The 15,726-nt window shown below is 69.8% G+C and carries 15 protein-coding genes; 6 read left to right on the top strand and 9 right to left on the bottom strand.

Annotation, left to right across the window (positions count from 1 at the left end):
* Window positions 1-24: 24 nt before the first annotated feature.
* Window positions 25-1,371: a nitroreductase family protein gene (locus IE267_RS11880; RefSeq protein ID WP_189763165.1), complete on the bottom strand. Its 1,347-nt coding sequence runs from the start codon at window positions 1,369-1,371 to the stop codon at window positions 25-27.
* Entirely contained in the window at window positions 1,368-2,384 is a 1,017-nt protein-coding gene (locus IE267_RS11875; RefSeq protein ID WP_189763164.1) for a hypothetical protein, read from the bottom strand. The genes IE267_RS11880 and IE267_RS11875 overlap by 4 nt, the downstream gene beginning before the upstream one ends.
* Window positions 2,385-2,646: 262 nt before the next feature.
* On the opposite strand from IE267_RS11875, the gene IE267_RS11870 reads away from it, so the two are divergent.
* Window positions 2,647-2,838: a thiomuracin/GE37468 family thiazolyl RiPP peptide gene (locus IE267_RS11870; RefSeq protein ID WP_161256881.1), complete on the top strand. Its 192-nt coding sequence runs from the start codon at window positions 2,647-2,649 to the stop codon at window positions 2,836-2,838.
* A 146-nt stretch (window positions 2,839-2,984) separates the two neighbouring features.
* Entirely contained in the window at window positions 2,985-4,436 is a 1,452-nt protein-coding gene (locus IE267_RS11865; RefSeq protein WP_189763163.1) for an amidase, read from the top strand.
* Window positions 4,437-4,579: 143 nt separating this feature from the next.
* On the opposite strand, the gene IE267_RS11860 is transcribed toward IE267_RS11865, so the two are convergent.
* Together IE267_RS11860 and IE267_RS11855 are read right to left on the bottom strand one after the other, a co-directional pair.
* On the bottom strand, window positions 4,580-5,569 hold the full coding sequence (locus IE267_RS11860) for a PI-PLC domain-containing protein (protein ID WP_167151745.1): 990 nt from the start codon (window positions 5,567-5,569) through the stop codon (window positions 4,580-4,582).
* A gap of 263 nt (window positions 5,570-5,832) precedes the next feature.
* On the bottom strand, window positions 5,833-6,678 hold the full coding sequence (locus tag IE267_RS11855) for a helix-turn-helix transcriptional regulator (RefSeq protein WP_189763162.1): 846 nt from the start codon (window positions 6,676-6,678) through the stop codon (window positions 5,833-5,835).
* 144 nt (window positions 6,679-6,822) lie between these two features.
* Here IE267_RS11855 and IE267_RS11850 point away from each other — a divergent pair, with 144 nt between their 5' ends.
* Both IE267_RS11850 and IE267_RS11845 read left to right on the top strand, forming a co-directional pair.
* A complete protein-coding gene (locus IE267_RS11850; protein WP_167151741.1) occupies window positions 6,823-7,725 on the top strand; it encodes an MBL fold metallo-hydrolase in 903 nt (300 codons plus the stop codon).
* 152 nt (window positions 7,726-7,877) lie between these two features.
* Window positions 7,878-9,317: a carboxylesterase/lipase family protein gene (locus IE267_RS11845; protein WP_189763161.1), complete on the top strand. Its 1,440-nt coding sequence runs from the start codon at window positions 7,878-7,880 to the stop codon at window positions 9,315-9,317.
* A 26-nt stretch (window positions 9,318-9,343) separates the two neighbouring features.
* Here the strand turns inward: IE267_RS11845 and IE267_RS11840 are convergent, their stop codons facing one another.
* From IE267_RS11840 to IE267_RS11825, 4 genes are all read right to left on the bottom strand, one after another.
* Window positions 9,344-10,057 carry a glycoside hydrolase family 16 protein gene (locus IE267_RS11840; protein WP_229861035.1) on the bottom strand — a complete coding sequence of 238 codons (714 nt, stop codon included), beginning with the start codon at window positions 10,055-10,057 and terminating at the stop codon, window positions 9,344-9,346.
* 299 nt (window positions 10,058-10,356) lie between these two features.
* A complete protein-coding gene (locus tag IE267_RS11835; protein WP_167151734.1) occupies window positions 10,357-10,740 on the bottom strand; it encodes a DUF4190 domain-containing protein in 384 nt (127 codons plus the stop codon).
* A gap of 24 nt (window positions 10,741-10,764) precedes the next feature.
* Window positions 10,765-12,240 (bottom strand): radical SAM protein, encoded by a 1,476-nt coding sequence (locus tag IE267_RS11830; RefSeq protein WP_167151732.1) that lies wholly within the window; start codon window positions 12,238-12,240, stop codon window positions 10,765-10,767.
* A gap of 179 nt (window positions 12,241-12,419) precedes the next feature.
* Entirely contained in the window at window positions 12,420-12,983 is a 564-nt protein-coding gene (locus tag IE267_RS11825; protein ID WP_167151730.1) for a TetR/AcrR family transcriptional regulator, read from the bottom strand.
* Between the two features lie 132 nt (window positions 12,984-13,115).
* Here IE267_RS11825 and IE267_RS11820 point away from each other — a divergent pair, with 132 nt between their 5' ends.
* Together IE267_RS11820 and IE267_RS11815 are read left to right on the top strand one after the other, a co-directional pair.
* Complete coding sequence (locus IE267_RS11820) at window positions 13,116-13,838, top strand: alpha/beta fold hydrolase (RefSeq protein ID WP_167151728.1); 723 nt, start codon at window positions 13,116-13,118, stop codon at window positions 13,836-13,838.
* Window positions 13,839-13,919: 81 nt separating this feature from the next.
* Window positions 13,920-14,450 (top strand): carbonic anhydrase, encoded by a 531-nt coding sequence (locus IE267_RS11815; RefSeq protein WP_229861033.1) that lies wholly within the window; start codon window positions 13,920-13,922, stop codon window positions 14,448-14,450.
* Between the two features lie 58 nt (window positions 14,451-14,508).
* On the opposite strand, the gene IE267_RS11810 is transcribed toward IE267_RS11815, so the two are convergent.
* Window positions 14,509-15,693 (bottom strand): serine hydrolase domain-containing protein, encoded by a 1,185-nt coding sequence (locus IE267_RS11810; RefSeq protein ID WP_229861032.1) that lies wholly within the window; start codon window positions 15,691-15,693, stop codon window positions 14,509-14,511.
* Window positions 15,694-15,726 lie beyond the last annotated feature (33 nt).

The raw sequence follows: 15,726 nt of genomic DNA, 5'->3' as shown, positions 1-15,726 counted from the left end.
TTGGGGACGGTGTGTTCCGGCCCATCAGAACATCACCGGGAGGCGGAACGAGGCCGAGGGGCGCGCGGCACCGATCGCCAGTTGGAACACCACCGTCTCCTCACCCGGGACGAGCCCGAGCAGGCGCTCCGCGGTGGCGGCTTCGTAGCCGTTGTGTATCCGGGCGGACAGTCCATGGCGAGCCGCGATCACGCAGATCTGGTGGGCCGCCGCCCCCGCCGTCAGATGCAGTCTGCGGAAGGCGTCGGCGCCGTACCGCGCGACGGCGCTGCCGCGCCGGACGGCGAGATACGCGACGCAGGCGGTCGACCGGAAGTTCATCGACACCCGGCCCTCGGTCTGTCCGATCCGTTCGAGCAGCGCGAGCGGGTCGCCGGCGCCGACTTGGCCCAACCGGCCGTCGCTGTGGACGTAGTGGCCCGGCGCGAGGTCGGTGGAGCGCTGTACCAGCAGGTGGCAGGAGAAGTCGCCGAACGGCACTGTGTCGAGCGCGGTTTCGAGGTCGGCGATCAACTCCCCCGTGACGGGGGCTGGTTCGGGATCGAATATCGCCGCGCCGGAGTGCCGGCTGCGCAGCACGGAGGCCAGGTCGCTCGGGGGCCACGCCCGGCCGGGCGGATGGCGCGGGCCCTCGGCGGCGGTTGGGCCCGGCTTCATGGCCCCCTCCAGTTCCAGGTAGCCCATCGGATGCTCACGGGCGGAGGCTGACCAGGGCGCGCACAAGTCGCTCAGGGTTTCCCGGTCCCGGCCGGCCCGGGTGCGCAGGCCGAGCGCCGCGGCGACCAGGTGCACCGAGCCCAGCAGCATTCCCGCCTCCTGGGCGCAGAGCCGGGGGGCGTAGTCGCCGTAGAGCCGCGCCGTGCGGGCGAACCGGCTGGTGATCACGATGAAGCGGGGTGTTTCCAACTCGGCACTGTGACTGTCCGTCATCGAGGCTTCCAGAAAAGCCAGTTGATGGTGCAGCGGGTCGTAGCGAAACGCTCCGGTGGGGGTGATCAGGGTCAGCTCGCTCGGATAGCGGCACCGCGCCGAGGCCACCGCGCGGTGGAGCGGCCAGCCTCCCGGGGTCAGATCGTGCTGGAGCAGCCCGTAGGAATAGTGCACCAGCGCCGCGAGGACGGCCGGGTCGGACGCATCGGTCGGGGCAGCGGGAGAGGGGGCCAGCTGGAGCGGCGGCGAGGCCAGCGGGATGCCTGGTCCGAGGGGGTGCGGCGGGTCGAGTACCGCAGCGGTCCGTCCCGGGGCCGGCTGTCCCGCGGCGAGCGTGGCCGGGATGGACCGGCGGGAGTACACCGCCTCGGCCCAGAGTTCCGGGGGAAACGGGGCGTCGGCCACGCGGCTCCGGGAGATCTTGTCGATCCGGCCGGTCATTTCGACTCCGCGCCGAGGAAGCGGCCGGTGGCCAGATCGAGCACCGCGGCCGCCGTCTCCGGTGACGGCTCGGCGGCGCCGTCGGCGTGGTCGATTCCCGTCACGCGGCGCAGGAGGTGCAGACAGAGCTGGTGGGCGGCGAGGGCCGCGACGGGGCCGCCGAGGTAGGGGCTCGGCCGGCGCGCGGGAGCCGGACGCGTCCCGCCCGTCGTGTGACGCGCGACGCCAACCGTGGCGGCTTCAAGCCGAGTTGGCGCGGACGTCGCACACTCGACGCTCGCCACGTCGCTGATGACGATGTGTTCTTCCCGGCCCACCGCCTGGCCGTACAGAAGTCCGCCCCGTAACGCGAGCGTACGGGCGAGCTCCGTGGCCTCGGGGTCGAACACGTCCGAGCCCAGGAGGACCGCACCGACGTCGGCGGGCAGTGCGCAGCCGTTGTCGCCCTTGCCGAGCCGCTCGTAGCGGAACGAGCCGCCCTCCTCCTGGAGCAGTCTCACGCATTCGTCCAGCCGGGCCACATCGGTCGGGGTCCCCGAGTGCTCCGCGCTTTCGTTCAGCCGGAGGCGGACCTGTGCCACACCCGAGGCGAGCAGGGCGAGAACCAGCGCATTGGCCAGGTGCCCGGAACCCACCACCACGGGGGCGCAGTCGCGATAGCGCTGGAAGCGGTGCTCGGGCGAGTCGGTGTGTGCCGCGATGAAGTCGATGATCGCCGCGTGACGGGTACGGATGTCCGGGCTCAGCGTGTGGGGCAGATCCGCCGTGGCATCGCGTACGAAGCCTTCCCGGGCGAGGAGTTCGACCAGGGTGCGGACATGCTGTGCGGCCCCGGGCGGAAGGTCGGCGGTGAGTTGGTCCAAGGTGTGGTGGCCGTCCAGGAACGGACGGAGTCTTTCCAGCCACGGGTGCATTCCCGGCAGCGCGTAGGCGGCCGTGTGGCGGGGCCCACTGATCACCACGCCACGGTCGGACGGCAGCAGATGTGTGTCGGGAAGCAGCCTCGGCCTCATCCGCACCTCCTCGGGACACCTGGACGCGATCGCCCCGAAAAAGTGCCCGGCGGCGCGCTCGCACTGGCGCTCGCGCATGTCGCTCTCGCAGGCGTGAAAGTGGCCGGTCGGGGCTGCGTTCGCGGCCTCCGGGCGGCCGACACTAGCGGAGGCGAATGGTCTAGTCCACCCCCTTCACAGTTCACAATTGTCCCGCTAGTGTCCCAACTGGACGTCCAAATAGGCCTGTTGATGCTCCATTCGGATCGAAAGGAGGGCTTTGATGAACGAGTACAGCAACGGCTCACCCTCGCTCGCTGATGCGGTGGCCGACCTCGCGCTGGACCTCGACCTGGACTCGCTGGCCGGGGACGAGCACAGCCAGTCGCTCACCGCAGGTCACGGCATGACGGAGGTGAGTGCGTCCTTCTGCTGCGCACCGCCCCCGAACTGCTGCAACTGCAGCTGTTCCTGAGTCGGTAGCGCGTGCCGGGCGGTCCGTAGGCCCGGCACGCGCGTCGGCGGCCGACGCCCCCCCCCGGAACCCCCATCCGAGGTGCCAACCCCGTTGCGCCGAGCAACATTTCGTGGCTCCTCGCACCCACCCGTACGGTCCCGTTCATGGACTGGAACTTTCGAACGGCCGAAGAACTCGGCGCTGCCCTGCGCACCGGTGAAGTGACCTCGGCGCAGCTGACCGATGAAGCGATCTCGGGCATCGAGCGGGACGACAAGGCGGTCAACGCGATCTGTGTGCCGGACTTCGACCGCGCCCGGGCCGCGGCACGTGACGCCGACGAGGCACGCGCCCGCGGCGACGTCCGACCGCTGCTCGGCGTCCCGGTGACGGTCAAGGAGTCGTACAACGTCGCCGGACTGCCCACCACTTGGGGCATGCCGCCGCACCGCGACTACCTGCCGGCCGAGGACGCGGTACAGGTCTCCCGGCTCAAGGCCGTCGGCGCGGTCGTGCTCGGCAAGACCAACGTGCCCGTGGGGCTGCAGGACATCCAGTCCTTCAACGGGATCTACGGCACCACCAACAACCCCTGGGATCACGGTCGTACGCCGGGTGGATCCTCCGGCGGATCGGCCGCGGCCCTGGCGTCCGGATTCGGCGCGCTGTCCATCGGCTCCGACCTCGCCGGATCGCTGCGCACCCCGGCACACTTCTGTGGTGTCTACGCGCACAAGCCGACCATCGGCCTCGCGGCGACCCGCGGGATGGTGTCGCCCACCGCGCCGGCCCTGCCGACGGAACTGGACCTCGCCGTGGTCGGCCCGATGGCGCGCACGGCCCGGGACCTGACGCTCCTGCTCGATGTCATGACCGGGCCGGACCCGTTGACGTTCGGCGTCGCACACGACGTGACGCTGCCGCCCGCCCGCCACGACCGGCTCGGCGACTTCCGGGTCCTGGTCCTCGAAGACCATCCCTTCATTCCGACCGGAGAGGCTGTCCGCGCGGGTGTGAACCGGGTGGCGGACGCTCTCGCCGACGGCGGTGCCCACGTCGAACGGGGCAGCCGTCTACTGCCCGATCTGGCCGAAGCCGCCCTGATATACCGGCAGTTGCTGTTCTCCGGAGCCACCGCGCACTTCCCGGTCGAGGCGTTCGAGCAGCTGCAGGAACGCGCCGCCCGGCTGGACGCGGACGACCTGAGCCTCGATGCGGCGGGGCTGCGCGGGATGGTCCTGAGCCATCGGGACTGGATCGAGGTGGCCAACCGCAGGGAGGTGCACCGCCACGGTTGGCGGCAGCTCTTCGCCCGGTTCGACGTCGTGGTGTGCCCCATCACCCCCACGCCGGCGTTCCCGCACGACCACCACCCCGATCCGCTGGAACGCCGGATCGACATAGACGGCGTCGAGTACCCCTACTTCGACCAGCTCGTGTGGGCCGGTCTGGCCACCATGCCGGGCCTCCCCGCCACCGCCGTACCGACGGGGCGGTCCGCGCAGGGCCTGCCGGTCGGCGTGCAGCTCATCGGGCCCATGTTCGAAGACCGCACCCCGCTGCGTCTGGCCGAACTCCTGGAACTGAGCATCGGGGGCTTCCAGGCGCCGAAGTAGGGCACGGCCGCCTCCTCGATGGGCCGACGACGACGCCGTCTCGCCGCTGTGCCGCGGCGAAGACCGTCGGCCGGGGCTCCGGTCGACGGTCTCAACTCCCCACGGGGCGCGAGGCGGTAGGGCCTCGCACCCGAGTCCGGCCGCTACTTGAAGAGGCGGTCGGAACTGTTGGCCATGCGGTGGGTGGAGCTGTGCTTGTTCACCCAGTCCCGCACGAGGTTGACCGCATTGGCGCACTGCCAGCTGTCGTCGTACTCGCGCACGCCCGTGAAGGCGCCGTAGCCCGCGATGATGCCGTCCACGCGTGCGTCGCCGAGGAGCTTGTCGACGTACCAGGGGTCGTTGTACGTGGTCGTCCACGACAACGTTGCCGCGAGTCGCCCGGCGGACCGGTCCGAGGCGCCCTTCTTGAGCTCGGCGCACGTGTTCCAGGTGGCCTCCGTGCAATTCCCGAAGCCGTTGGTGATGTCGGTGTCGCCGTAGTCCATCACCCGACGGCCGTTCGGGAACCCCGACCCGGAGCGGTTGAAGGCGCCCATGACCTGGTCGCGGGTGCCGGTCGTGGTGATGCCCTCCAGGGGGCCGAGCTTGCCCTCCAGGCTCTGCCAGCCCCGCCCGCCGACGTCGGGGGTGCTGCCGCCGTGGTACTCGAAGAACCCGTAGAGCACCTGGATGCCGGCCGCGGTCAGGCGCTGTGCCTTGTCGCGCAGTCCGGCGACGCTGCACGTGCGATTGGGGGCTTCCCCGCAGTAGTTGGGGTCCTTGATGTCCAGCCACACCAGGGCGAGGCGGCGGCCTGCGTTGGCGTTGGAGACGATGCGGTCGATCATGCTGTCGAAGCTGGGGCCAAGGCGGTTGTCACCGGCCGACGAGCAGTCGTGGTAAGCACGCCATTCGTTGGGGTTCCACCAGGCACAGACGTCGATCTCGATGCCGTTGGCCCCGTGCTTGAGTGCCGCGTCCACCCCGTCCAGGGTGTCGACGCGGTGGGCGATGGCGTAGATCGCATGCCGTTGGTCGGCCGCGGACGCCGGTGTGGTGCCGAGCGCGGTGGCACCGACGATGCCGCACAGCGCTGCGAGGATGGCCAGCAGTGCGCGAGGGCGGATGCCTCGTCTTAAGTGAGTGGTCAAGGAGACTGCTCCTTCAGGATGGGATACGAAGTCGCTTGTCCGAAGCGGGACGTGTCGTGGAACGAGGCGGTGAGCGTCGCACGTGTGCTGCCCTGTGTGGGGTCGACGGAGCCCACTGCCGTCCATCCAGATGGGTCGACGGCCCGGCCCGTTGCACACCGTCCCGCGCCTTCACGAATCCATCACAAGTGGGTCGGTGCCCTCGCCTTTCGGGCCGCGCCTCCGTCGGGCCGCGCCACCGCTGACTCGTGACGTGAACGGGCTCAGGACGCGTAACCACGCAGGAGCGTGAGTGCGTCCTGGGAGGTGGAGCCCGCATCCGTGGTGACCAGCACGAGTGACTGCTCGGGGGAGCGGGCGGGAACGAGGATCTGCTGGGTGACGGTCAACTCGCCGACCAGAGGGTGGCGCAGTCGGTACTCGTCCGCTTCGCACGGCCGGACGCGGTGATCGCCCCACAATCTGGTGAACTCGGCTGACTGGATGGACAGTTCACCGATCAGCGACGCGAGGAGTGCGTCATCGGGATGGCGTCCGGCGACCTGCCGCAGGTTCCCCACGACAGCCCGCGCCTTGCGTCCCCAGTTCACGTACAGCTCTCTGGTGGGCCGGTCGAGGAACAGCATGCGGGAGAGGTTGGGCCGGTCCTCGGGGCGGTCGGGTGCGGTGGGGGAGAGGTGGCCGGCCAGCAGGGCGTGTGCCGGGGGATTCCAGGCCAGCACGTCAGAGCGACGGCCGAGCACGAGCGCCGGAGTGTTCCCCACCGAGCGCAGGAGGTCGCGGGTCAGCGTGTCCACGTTCTCCGCCGGAGGCGGGCCGAGAGGGCGTCGCCGCCGCGAGGCGAGCTCGCGCAGATGCGCGCGCTCGTGCTCGTCCAGGCGCAGGGCGCTGGCCAGCGCGTCGAGGACACCGTCGGACGCGTTGACCGACTGGCCCTGCTCAAGGCGGGTGTAGTAGGAGACGCTGACGCCCGCGAGCTGTGACAGTTCCTCGCGGCGCAGTCCCGACACCCGCCGGGTGCCCGGCAGTTCGGGCAGTCCCACGTCCGCGGGACTCACCTGTGCCCTTCGGGCCCGTAGGAACTCGCTGAGCTGCTGGGAGAGCGCCATGTCCTCGATTATGCCCGCACCGCCCCATGCCAGCCTGCCCCTGCTGTGCCTAGGCACGGGCCGGGGCTGGTGCCGAACACGGCCCGGGGGGAGGTTGGCAGCACTTCCTTCCTCCTCTCTCCTCCCACGGACAGGACCACGCTCATGCAGGAAATCGTTCTCGGTGACGTCTCGGTAGCCAGGGCCGTCGAGTACTACGGGTCGGTCGAGTTGGCTCCGGCGAGCTTCTTCCCCGATGCGCCGGAAGCGGCCTGGCGACAGCACGCGGCGTGGCTGGAGCCGGACTTCGTCGACCTCGCCTCGGATGTGTGCATCAGCGCGATCCAGACCTGGGTGCTGCGCAGCGAAGGCAGGACCATCCTGGTCGACACCGGTGTCGGCAACGACAAGGAACGCCCCTACACGCCGATCTGGAGCCGCCGCCAGGGCGACTTCCTCGGTGAGCTCGCCAAGGCGGGCGTCCATCCCGACGATGTCGATCTGGTGATCAACACGCATCTGCACGTCGATCACGTCGGCTGGAACACCCGTCTGGAGGGCCGTACTTGGGTGCCGACCTTCCCGAACGCCACCTATCTGATGCCGGCGCGCGACTTCGACTTCTGGAACCCGGAGAACGGTCACGTCCCCAGGCTCGGGCGCGGGAACCAGAACGTGTTCGAGGACAGCGTGGCGCCGGTGCACGAGGCGGGGCAGACACTGTTGTGGGACGAGAGCCACACCATCGACGGCAATCTCCGGCTGGAACTCGCGCCGGGTCACACACCGGGTTCCTCGGTGCTGGCGCTCACATCGGGCAGTGACCGCGCGCTGTTCGTCGGCGACCTGTTGCATTCGCCGCTGCAGTCCGTCGCTCCCGACGTCAACAGCTGCTTCTGCGAGAACCCGGCCGAAACCATAGCCACACGGCGGCGCCTGCTGGGGCGGGCGAGCGAAACCAACTCGCTTGTGCTGCCCGCGCATTGGGGCGGAGCGGGCGGCGCCGAGGTCGTCCGAAGCGGTGACACGTTCGACATCGCGGCCTGGGCCCCCTTCGCCCGGCTCTGAACTCTCATGCTCCCCATACCGAGACTGAGACCGAGCCCGAGACCCAGCCCGAGCTCGAACAGTGCCCCGTCGCCACCGACACGGCTCCACCCATGTGAAGCCCCCTCGGCACCGGCACAGACCGACCCCATGTGAAGGAGAGTCGAAGACCCATGTCCCACCCGATCGTGACGACCAGCACCGGCCGCGTACGAGGTGACATCGCCGACTCCGGCGGTGAGGAGGTCCGGCGGTTCCTCGCCCTTCCCTACGCCGCGCCGCCGCGGGGTGCGGGCCGTTTCGCGGCGCCGCGCCCCCACGAGCCGTGGACGGGTGTGCGCGATGCCCTTGAGCTCGGTCCCACCGCGCCTCAGCCACGCCGGGACGCGTTCGGTGGCCTCGACATGTCGCCGTACTTCGGTCCGGGCTGGGTCCGTGGCGACGACCACCTCACGGTGAACGTCTGGGCACCGAGGGAGGCGTACCGCAGCCCGGTGATGGTGTTCGTGCACGGCGGCGGCTTCGTGGCGGGTTCGACCGGCGCGGGACTGTACGACGGCGCCGCCTTCGCCCGCGACGGGGTGGTCCTCGTCACGCTCAACTACCGGCTCGGCATCGCGGGCTTCCTGGACCTTCCCGGCGCGCCCGCCAACCGCGGCCTGCTGGATGTCATCGCGGCGCTGCACTGGGTCCGGGACGACATCGCGGCCTTCGGCGGCGATCCTGGCAACGTCACCCTGTTCGGCCAGTCCGCGGGAGCCACGATCGTGGGGGCCGTGCTTGCCGCGCCCGCCGCCTCGGGGCTCGTCAAGCGCGCGATCGTGCAGAGCGGCAGTGGGCTGGGGGCGTTCTCCCCCGAGCAGGCGTCGCGGGTGACGCGCAGGGCGGCGGGAGTGCTGGGCATCGCACCGACGGCCGTGGCCTTCGCCGACGTGCCCGACGAGAGGTTTGTCCGGACCGTGCCCGAACTGGGCGGGCTCGACCTGCGGACGGCCGATCGGCCGGACCCTCTCATGGGCCTCAGCCCCTTCGGTCTCGTACTGGAACGACAGCCGGCCGAGAGCCCGCTTGCGGACGTGGATCTGCTCATCGGGACCAACGCCGAGGAGGGGAACCTCTACCTGGCACCCCAGGGCAGCTTGACGACGTCCACCGAGGAGGACGTGCGCGCGACGGCCGCCGCCCACGGCGCCGCCGGCTCGTTCCTCACGGCCCACCGGGCCCGGCATCCGGCCGCCGGGCCCGGTGAGGTGCGCTCGGCACTGCTCGGGGATGCGCTGTTCGGCGCCGGCAGCCGGGGACTGGCCGAGGCCCATGGCCGTGCCCACGTCTACGAATTCGCCTGGCGGTCACCGGCCGTCGAGGGCACGCTCGGTGCTGCCCACACGGTGGAACTCCCCTTCGTGTTCGACCGCCTGGGCCTCCCGGCGCTGCGCGGTGAGCGAGGGCTGCTGGGGCAGCCCGAACCGCCTACCGCGCTGGCCGACGAGATGCACGCGACGTGGGTCGCGTTTGCCCGGACAGGCGACCCCGGCTGGTCGGCGTTCACCGAGGACGGCCCGATCCACCGGTTCGGCGGGGGTGGGAGCGGGCCCGTCCCGGTTCGCGAGTGACTCCATGAGCGATCGCGTCGGCGTCGTCAGGGGTAGTAGGGCGTGTAGGTGATCGAGGAGACCTTCAGGTACCGGGCTCCGTCGGCGGTGGCCCAGGTGGAGGCGTCGGGATTGCCGGGCCAGTCGCCGCCCACCGCGGTGTTGACGATGAAGTGCATGCCGGTACCGGGCGGCGTGGTGTACCACTTGGTGCCGCTGAAGCCGCCGTCCACCCAGAAGTCGATGTGGTCGGGCCACCAGGAGAACGAATAGGTGTGGAAGCTGTTGGTCCAGGCCGAGGCGTTGTTCCGGGCCCACTGGGTCTGGCCGTTGTTGGTGTCGTGGAAGGTCTGGTAGACGGCGGTGGGGTTCTGTCCGACGATCTCGGCCGCATCCATCTCGGGCAACCACGGGTTCAGATAGGCGCCCCAGACCGCGGGCAGAAGCCCCCGCCCGTTCGGCATGCTCGCCGTGAAGCTGTAAGTGCCGTATCCGTAGAGCGACTTGGACTCGACGCGTCCGGAACGGTACTGGCCGCCACCCGCGTTGTACGTCTTGATGATCAGGGTGCTGCCTTCGTACCAGACGCAGTCGGGTGTGTACGTCTCCAGTTCGTGGTTGGCGGTCCATCGTCCATTGATGACGTTCCAGGAATTGACCGTCTGCGGCGTGCCCCAGGAGGAGGCATGTGCAGGTGGCTGCCCCAGCAGAAGCATCGAAAGGGCGGCGAGTATCACGCCCACCCAGCGGGGGGATCTCACACGTGCAGAGAACATCGCGGCTCCCTTGCTCGGATTGACCAGGACCAGCACCAGGACCGTGGGAGCGGTTCCATGGTTGGTTGTGTCACGGACTGTAGGAGTTTGTTCGAAACCTGACAAGACCGTCAGGGCTGGAATCAGTCGGCGTCCCAGGAGGCCCGGATCGGGCAGAACCGGCGGTCGCGCCCGGGCGAGATGGCTTTCGTCGCCAACTGTGCTTCCGCAGCAGCGGTGTTGTGGCGGTGTTGCAGCTCGCGAGGCCCTCTCCGGCGGTCCCCGCGGGGGCTGTCAGGGTCGGATCACGACAGGAAGACCGCCATGATGCCGAGCGTGACGCCGGCGACCAACAGCATGACCAGGAGGGCGGCGAGGCCGCATAGCCAGCCGGTCGTGATGGACAGCAGCGCCCACCAACGGCCGGGCAGGCCATGGCGTTTGGCCTGGCGACGGGCTCTGTGGCCCGCGACCACCGCGGTGATGCTGCAGCCCTCCACGAAGAGGAACCAGGCGGTGGTCAGCGGCATGTAGATGACCGCACCGCTCGTCCACATGCTGCCGCTGCCCGCCAGCACCGCGGTGATCGCACCGTAGAAGCTGATCCGCAGGGCACGGTTTTCGGGCCGTTCGACTTCGTTCCGGCCGCCTTGGACGTACGGTCCCGGCGCATCCCCCGTGGTACTCATCCGGGGACGGTAACAAGCCCCTCGTCACGGTGTCGAAGCGACGCCGATCTCGCGCAGATGGAGGTCGGCGACCTGGCGGTTGTTCACGTCGCGGCGGTCCTTGAGCTCGCCGACGGCGATCGCCCTGCCCAGCGCGAGGCCTTCGCCGATGTAGTCGTCGACGGCCTTGCGGTTGGCCTCCTTCTTCAGCAGACGTACCAGGTGACCCATGAAGACCTCGCCCAGGACGGTGAGTTCGTACCCCGCGTTCGTGTGCCGCACCAGGCCTTCGCCGCAGAGGGCCTGGAGGGTCCGGACCTGTTCGTCGTCGAGCGCACCGTTCGCCAGCATCCAGTCGTATCGATGCTGCGGCAGACCCTCGTGCCGCAGGGGGAAGACCCACAGCGCGGCGTCGGCCTGTGGGACGGTGGCGCACTTGGGCAGGTGCAGCGGGTGCTCCTTGCGTTCCGCTGCCGCCATCCACTGGCCCAGGGAGCTCACCTGCTCCAGCCGGACGCCGGGCATGCTGGAGATCGCGCTCGCACCGACGCCCAGCAGAAACGCCGCATGGTGGCTCTGCCCCAGGCACTCGTTGCCGCTGATCTTGTCCAGCGTGGGCGCGGGCACGGCGGACGGGTCGATGTACGTGTTGGTGCCGCGCCGCACCCACCCCTGGCGCAACAGGGTTCCGTACGTGTTGAGGCGCATGAGCGCGCGGTCGTGCGGGGACGCCTGCTCCGGCAGGGCACCCGAGAGCAGCCCGCCGATCAGGGACGGAGAGGCGCCGGACGTCAACAGGTAGGAACTGATCGCGTTGATCGAGGGGTGCTCGATGAGGGCTTGGAGGTCGTCGAGGGCCATGGCGAGGGACTGGCCCGGCAGGCAGGTGATGAGGTCGGCGTTGATGACGGGGATACGGCCGTCGATCATGTCGAGCACCTTCGAGAGGTGCGTGAGCGAGCGCGGCTGGCGCATGTGCGTCCGCAGGTCCGGGTCGAGGGTCTGGATTCCGAAGGACGCCTTGGTCACGTCGTGACGGACCAGCTCCTCGATGAACTCGGGCCGAGTGGTGCTCAGCGTCATCTCGACGGAGAACTCGGTGGCGTCGGTGCAGCCCGGCAATGCCCTGACGCCTTCGAGGATTCTGCCGACATGGGACCCGAGCAGGTCCGGACTGCCTCCGCCGATGTGTACGGAGCTGATGTGACGGCCTTTCACCTGGACGCGGTCCATGAGGTCCGTCAGCTGCCACATCACCAGCTTCGAATAGCGCTCCGCCATCTTGTAGCTGATGCTGTTCGCGCCGGTGAACGCACAGAAGGTGCAGTTCTGCGCGCAGATCGGTACGTGGATGTAGAGCTGCAGGGAGGCGTCGGGCAGAACGGGCGCCGCCGATACGGCGTCGAGCACGCCGTGGTTGGTCAGGGACGGATCGTCCGGCAGCATCCAGTAGTCGATCGTGTTGCTCGCAAGCGCGTCGAACCGGCTCCCCAAGAGCCCCGAACTGCCGACCGCAGACATCTGACGTCCCCCCGGTAACGTGGCGAAGGCCGGACACCCCGCGGCACTGCGTGCGGTCGGTGCGATGGCCACGGCTGACGTTAGGCAGGAGCGGGCGGGCCTCACCAGACCACCTGGCCCTTCTTTGCGCCGACCACTTGCCGGCCCGCAGAAGGGCCGGCCGGGCTGATCGGCGAGGGTCAGTGGGGCAGACCCAGCAGGTCGTGGCCCGCCCGGCGCACCGTGGCACGGACAGCCTCGGGATCGTCGAGCTGCGCGCCGGCCAGAGCGCCGTCGTGGAGGAGCACCAGGACGCGACCGGCGTAGGCGGGGTCGGGGTGGCCCGCCCGGGCCGCCAGCTCGGTGACCGTCTGCTGGAACCAGGCGCGGTGTTCGGCGATCGCCTCGCGTACGGGGTCGGAGGCGTCCGGGTACTCCGCGGCGGCGTTGATGAAATGGCAGCCCCGGAAGCCGGCCGCGCACGTCGTCTCGCCGATGAGGTCGAGGACCGCCGAGACGCCCTGTTCGGCGGCTCCCCGGGCGACAGCGGTCTCGACGGCGCCGCGCAGGCGGGCGTCGGTCGCGCGCAGATAGGCCACCACCAGGTCCTCCTTGGCGGGGAAGTGCCGGTAGAACGTGGCCCGGGTGACATCGGCCTGGGTGACCAGGCGATCGACTGGAACGGTGTGGATGCCCTCGGCGTAGAACAAGCGGCTTGCCGTCTCCAGCAGGCGTTCACGGGGGCTCGGGGGCGTAGTGGACATGGGGCCAGTGTAGAGAGCGCAGAGACAGAACGTTCTGTTGACACCGGAGCAAGGGGTCCGTAGCGTCAAAGGGAGAACGAACGTTCTGTCTTTGACGGCGGCCTCCCGGCCCTCGAACGAGGAAGGGGTTCCATGAACGCTACGAACAGCCAGTCCCCGACGATCGTGCTGGTTCACGGCGCGCTGACGGACGCGTCCGTATGGCATGGGGTGATCCGGCGGACGCAGGCGGCCGGACACCACGTCGTCGCACCTTCGCTGCCCCTTCGCGGCCTCGCATCGGACGCCGCGTATCTGGCGAGTTTCCTGGAGAGCGTGCCCGGCCCGATCGTGCTCGTCGCGCACTCCTACGCGGGCTCCGTCATCTCGCATCCCGCCACCCTGGATCCGAAGGTGAAGGCGCTGGTGTTCATCGCCGCGTTCCAGCCCGACGCGGGGGAGAGCTCTGCCGAGCTCAACGAGAAGTTCCCCGGCAGCAAGCTCGGACCGGCGACCACGACCGTCGTCCCCCGCCCGGGCGGCAACGACATGTATCTCAAGCCGGAGGCGTTCGGCGAGGTGTATGCCGGTGACGTGACTCCGGACGTCGTGTCGGTGATGGCTGCGGCTCAACGCCCCATCGATCCGGCCGCACTGACCGAAACCCTTCCGGCGCGGGCCACTTGGCACGACCTGCCGTCCTGGGCACTGGTCTCGACCCGGGACCTGTCGCTCCCTCCGCAACTCCTCGGATTCACGGCCCGGCGGGCGGGATCGAACATCGTCGAGGTCGAGTCCTCGCACGCGGTCCCGGTCTCGCATCCGCGCGAAGTCACGGAAGTCGTCCTGGAGGCCGTGCGCTGCGCCCTCTCCTGAGGTCCCCGAACCGCTGAGACCACCGGCCTCCGACCCTCAACTCGCTTTACTCACAACAGAATTGCGTCATAGGAGCAGATCGTGTCCCCCTTCGCCACGTACATCGAGCGCAACAATGCCTTCGCGCACACCGACGCCCACCTCAAGGTGCCGGAGATCCCCTTCATCCCCTTCAAGCAGACGTTCGTCATCACTTGTCTCGACCCCCGGGTGGAGCCCGCCGCGATCCTCGGTGTCGAACTCGGCGAGGCCATCGTGCTGCGCAACGTCGGCGGGCGGGTCACTCCCGCCACCCTGCGGGACGTGGCCTGGATCGGCCATCTGCACGAGGCCAAGACGCCGGACGCCGACTGGTTCGAGCTGGCCGTGATCCACCACACCGACTGCGGATCAGCCCTGTTCGCCGACGACGAGCTCCGCCGGGACTTCGTGAGCCGGGGCGGCTACGACGACTCCACGATCGCCGCCCTGGCCGTCCTCGATCCGGCCGTGACCGTGCGCCGGGACGTCGACCTGCTGCGCTCCTTCCCGCTGTTGTCGGCCGATGTCGAGGTCTCGGGACACGTCTACGACCTCCGGACGGGCCTGCTCACCACGGTCGTCCGCAAGTAGCACTCCGGGGGCGAGGGGTCCCGGACCCCTGAGGGGCGTCCGTGGCCCTCGTCGCGGGTCAGGGTTTCGAGGGCGAGCCGAGAAGGGCGCAGACGAAGTCCTCCTCGACGTCGCGCAGGTGGGCGAGCAGATCGGGGGTGTTCTCCTGGTTCACCTGTGAGGTGATGGAAAGGGTGACGCTGCGGCGGCCGTCCGGTGTGCCCGCGCCGAACTGGGTGTAGCCCGCGGTGTTGCCGGTGTGCCCGTACACCACCCCGCACCGGGTCTTGTACGCGAAGATTCCCAGCCCTGCCCGGTTGGTGCCGGGGCCGGCCGGCTCGGAGGCGCCCGCGATGAAGGATCGCTGCTGCTTCCGGGTTGCCTCGCTGATCAGCCTGCCGCCCGCGTAGCCGGCCATGAAGGTGTTGAAGTCCGCAGGAGTGGCCACCATGCCGCCCGAGGCCCAGGCCCCGGAGGCGCCGAATAGGGTGGAGACGTCCTGGGGCGGGCTGCCCGGCTCCACGTCGTAGCCGTGCAGATACGGGTTGGGCAGGCGGTAGCCGGCGGGGAGGCTGGTGTGGGCGAGGCCGAGGGGCCGGAAGACCTTCGAGGCCAGCAGGTCCTCGTAGCGCTGCCCCGTCACGGCCTCGCTCATCAGGGCAACGGCGATGTTGTCGGAATTCGAGTAGTGGTAGCGGGAGCCGGGGGCGAATTCGAGGTCCTGGTCGGCGACGAAGTCGAGCAGATGCCGGGAGTCGAAGATCCGGTGCGGATCGGCCCGGATCAGGTCGACGAAGTCCGGAGCCGCGCTGTAGTCGGGCAACCCGCTGGTGTGGTGCAGGAGTTGACGCAGCGTCACATCGCCCCAGGCGGCCGGCAGCGCGGGCAGCCTGCGGGCGATGGTGTCGTCAAGGCCGAGCAGCCCGCGGTCGACGAGACGGAGTGCGACGGCACCGCTGTACGCCTTGGAGGCGCTGGCCAGCCGCATGTGGTCGGAGGCGCGGGGCTCACGCCGGGTGCCGACCTCGGCGACCCCGGCCTGGATCACCCGTACCCGGCCGCCGTCCCGCAGCACCGCGATGGCGCCGGGCGGGCCGTCCGGACGGTCCACCAGCTCGCGAAGGCGGTTCCGGAGAGCCTCGTCCCCGTTGCCGCGGGGGGTTGCTCCGGCGGGGCCCGCCAGCGCCAATGAGGCGGCGAGCAACATGACGAGCGCGCGCCCGCCCTGGCGGGACAGCGGCGAACGGCGAGAGCGCAGTGGCACGACGGGCCTCCGATTGGCGACGTGAAGGGAGCG

The organism is Streptomyces xanthochromogenes, assembly GCF_014650455.1.
Taxonomy (GTDB): Bacteria; Actinomycetota; Actinomycetes; order Streptomycetales; family Streptomycetaceae; genus Streptomyces; species Streptomyces xanthochromogenes.
The sequence above is the reverse complement of the archived record's forward strand: the minus strand, read 5'-3'. Positions and strand labels throughout refer to the sequence as shown.

What these genes read in the sequence shown, in the direction of transcription:
- IE267_RS11880 (WP_189763165.1), bottom strand. Translation starts at nt 1,371, where the DNA reads ATGACCGGCCGGATCGACAAGATCTCCCGGAGCCGCGTGGCCGACGCC.
- IE267_RS11875 (WP_189763164.1), bottom strand. Translation starts at nt 2,384, where the DNA reads ATGAGGCCGAGGCTGCTTCCCGACACACATCTGCTGCCGTCCGACCGT.
- IE267_RS11870 (WP_161256881.1), top strand. Translation starts at nt 2,647, where the DNA reads ATGAACGAGTACAGCAACGGCTCACCCTCGCTCGCTGATGCGGTGGCC.
- IE267_RS11865 (WP_189763163.1), top strand. Translation starts at nt 2,985, where the DNA reads ATGGACTGGAACTTTCGAACGGCCGAAGAACTCGGCGCTGCCCTGCGC.
- IE267_RS11855 (WP_189763162.1), bottom strand. Translation starts at nt 6,678, where the DNA reads ATGGCGCTCTCCCAGCAGCTCAGCGAGTTCCTACGGGCCCGAAGGGCA.
- IE267_RS11850 (WP_167151741.1), top strand. Translation starts at nt 6,823, where the DNA reads ATGCAGGAAATCGTTCTCGGTGACGTCTCGGTAGCCAGGGCCGTCGAG.
- IE267_RS11845 (WP_189763161.1), top strand. Translation starts at nt 7,878, where the DNA reads ATGTCCCACCCGATCGTGACGACCAGCACCGGCCGCGTACGAGGTGAC.
- IE267_RS11835 (WP_167151734.1), bottom strand. Translation starts at nt 10,740, where the DNA reads ATGAGTACCACGGGGGATGCGCCGGGACCGTACGTCCAAGGCGGCCGG.
- IE267_RS11830 (WP_167151732.1), bottom strand. Translation starts at nt 12,240, where the DNA reads ATGTCTGCGGTCGGCAGTTCGGGGCTCTTGGGGAGCCGGTTCGACGCG.
- IE267_RS11825 (WP_167151730.1), bottom strand. Translation starts at nt 12,983, where the DNA reads ATGTCCACTACGCCCCCGAGCCCCCGTGAACGCCTGCTGGAGACGGCA.
- IE267_RS11820 (WP_167151728.1), top strand. Translation starts at nt 13,116, where the DNA reads ATGAACGCTACGAACAGCCAGTCCCCGACGATCGTGCTGGTTCACGGC.